The organism is Bradyrhizobium sp. (assembly GCF_019244115.1).
Taxonomy (GTDB): domain Bacteria; phylum Pseudomonadota; class Alphaproteobacteria; order Rhizobiales; family Xanthobacteraceae; genus Bradyrhizobium.
Genome location: NZ_JAFATE010000219.1, coordinates 1 through 2,464, shown reverse-complemented (window position 1 = coordinate 2,464; position 2,464 = coordinate 1). Strand labels below are relative to the sequence as shown.

The 2,464-nt window shown below is 63.1% G+C and carries 4 protein-coding genes; 2 read left to right on the top strand and 2 right to left on the bottom strand.

From position 1 onward, the window contains the following. Positions 1-544: threonine aldolase family protein (locus JOZ76_RS09720; RefSeq protein ID WP_291698412.1), on the top strand; the 544-nt coding region annotated here is incomplete at its 5' end. A 138-nt stretch (positions 545-682) separates the two neighbouring features. On the opposite strand, the gene JOZ76_RS09715 is transcribed toward JOZ76_RS09720, so the two are convergent. Continuing rightward, positions 683-1,234 (bottom strand): O-acetyl-ADP-ribose deacetylase, encoded by a 552-nt coding sequence (locus JOZ76_RS09715; protein ID WP_291698413.1) that lies wholly within the window; start codon positions 1,232-1,234, stop codon positions 683-685. Next, positions 1,231-1,569, bottom strand: coding sequence for a Grx4 family monothiol glutaredoxin (grxD, locus tag JOZ76_RS09710; RefSeq protein WP_291698411.1), 339 nt, complete (start codon positions 1,567-1,569; stop codon positions 1,231-1,233). The genes JOZ76_RS09715 and grxD overlap by 4 nt, the downstream gene beginning before the upstream one ends. A gap of 326 nt (positions 1,570-1,895) precedes the next feature. Here grxD and JOZ76_RS09705 point away from each other — a divergent pair. Then, positions 1,896-2,464: DinB family protein (locus JOZ76_RS09705; protein WP_441300004.1), on the top strand; the 569-nt coding region annotated here is incomplete at its 3' end.

The window sequence follows — 2,464 nt, the reverse complement described above, 5'->3', positions numbered from 1 at the left end:
ACACGGCATGGCCACCCACATGGACGGCGCGCGGCTGCTCAATGCGACGGTCGCCACCCGCATCAACGCGCGAAAAATGGCGGATGGCTGGGATTCCGCCTGGATCGATTTCTCGAAAGGATTGGGTGCGCCGATCGGCGGCGTGCTGGCGGGCTCCGCGGCCTTCATCGACGAGGTCTGGCGCTGGAAGCAGCGGCTCGGCGGGGCGATGCGCCAGGCCGGCATCGCGGCAGCCGCCTGCCTCTACGCGCTCGACCACCATGTCGAGCGGCTCGCCGAGGATCACGCCAATGCGCGCGCGCTGGCGCGCGGCCTATCGCAGATCGCAGGGATCGAGGTGCAGGAGCCGGCAACCAATCTCGTGTTCTTCAAGCCTGACGGCACCGGCGTTCCCGGCGATAAGCTGGTCGCAGCGCTGCGCACGCGCGGCGTGCTGCTAGCGATGATGGACGGTCGCATCCGCGCCTGCACGCATCTCGACGTGACCGGCGCCATGATCGAGGAGATGGTCGGACTGGTGCGGGAGATCGTGCGAGCGGCTTAGCGCATGATCCGGAAAAGCGTGCAGCGGTTTTCCCTCGCGCAAATGCGTCGCATTTGCGCGGAGATCATGCGCAATCCAAGACGACGATTATTCCAGTGCCAACTGCAAATGCCGGTCAGTCCATCAGCGCCTCATCGATCAGCGTTCCGCCTTCGACAACCGTCTCAGCGCCTGCTCATGGAAGCCGGCGCTCTCCTGCGAGAAGCAGCAGAAGATGACCCGCGTCAGCGACGGCGCGGACGGCAGCGCGTCCACCGTGGTGTTGAGGGCGATGTTGGCGGCGCGTTCGGCGGGAAAGCGATAGACGCCGGTGGAGATGGCTGGAAAAGCGACGGACGTAAGTTCGTTTGCATGGGAGAGCGCGATGGCGCGACGATAGCAGGAGGCGAGCAGTTCGTCCTCACCGCGATCGCCGCCCTGCCAGACCGGCCCGACCGTATGAATCACATGGCGCGCAGGCAGCCGATATCCCTGGGTGATCTTGGCGTCGCCGGTCTTGCAGCCATGGAGCATGCGGCATTCCGCGACCAACTCCGGTCCCGCTGCGCGATGAATGGCGCCATCGACGCCGCCGCCGCCGAGCAGCGACGTATTCGCGGCGTTGACGATGGCGTCAACACTCAATGTGGTGATGTTGGCGACAATGACTTCCAGCAGCGCCGAGCCAACCTGGCGCGTTACCGGGCTCAGGCGGAGGCCTGTGCGCCGGCCACGATGCCCTTATCGGCGAAGAGCTGCTGCAGCTCGCCGGCCTGGAACATCTCGCGGATGATATCGCAGCCGCCGACAAACTCGCCCTTGACGTAGAGCTGCGGAATGGTCGGCCAGTTGGAATACACCTTGATGCCGTTGCGCAGTTCGGCGGACTCGAGAACGTTCAGCCCCTTATAGGGCACGCCCACATGATCGAGGATCTGCACCACCTGTCCCGAAAATCCGCACTGCGGGAATTGCGGCGTGCCCTTCATGAACAGCACGACGTCGTTCGACTTCACTTCATTGTCGATGAATTGCTCGATGCTCATATTCGCTTCCTTTTTGGGCAGCGCGCCGGCCACAACCTGCAGTACGTGGCCTTGCGAGACGCCCCGACCGGGCCAGCCCCGGCCCGCCTAACCCTTCCACGTGCACTATATGTAGCGCAAACCGTTGGCGATCCAAAGTAAAATGCCGAGGAGCTGCCATGCAGCACTATGGCGATCCACAGTCCCGTCAAGCCGGCTTCATAGGCTGATGACACTAATATCATCACCTTGTGAGGTCTTTTATACCGGCGGGAACCTCCTATCTAGGACAGACCTTCCGAAGGAACCCTAACGCGAAAGTAACGTTCTGTTCCTGCGAACCGGAGATGATCGTGACGAAACCTGCCGCCGCGGCGCCACGCCACACCCCCGATCCGTCACCTTCCTCCGGCTCCGCTCCACATGCGGCGGCTCTCGTGGATGCCTTTCTCGCCGTTCGCGACGAGACGGAGCGGCGTGCTGCGCCGCTCTCCGCCGAAGACCAGCAGATCCAGTCCATGCCGGACGCAAGCCCGGCGAAATGGCACCGCGCACATACGACATGGTTCTTCGAGCAGTTCTTGCTTGCCGAACATTGCGATGGCTACCGCCCGTTTCATCCCGACTACGCCTTCCTATTCAATTCCTATTATGTGAGCGCAGGTCCCCGTCATGCGCGCCACGAACGCGGCCTCATCACGCGCCCTCGCGCCGAGGAGATCACGGCCTATCGCTGCCATGTCGATGCGGCCATGGTGGCGTTCCTGCGCAATGCCGACGACGACGCGTTGAAGATCGTCGCGCCTCTGGTCGAAGTGGGGCTCAATCACGAGCAGCAGCACCAGGAACTGATGCACACCGATATCCTGCATGCCCTGGCGCAGAATCCACTGTTTCCCGCCTACGATCCGCACTG

Bases quoted from the DNA above. Each gene is read 5' to 3' on its own strand.
- grxD (WP_291698411.1), bottom strand. From the start codon at position 1,569: ATGAGCATCGAGCAATTCATCGACAATGAAGTGAAGTCGAACGACGTC.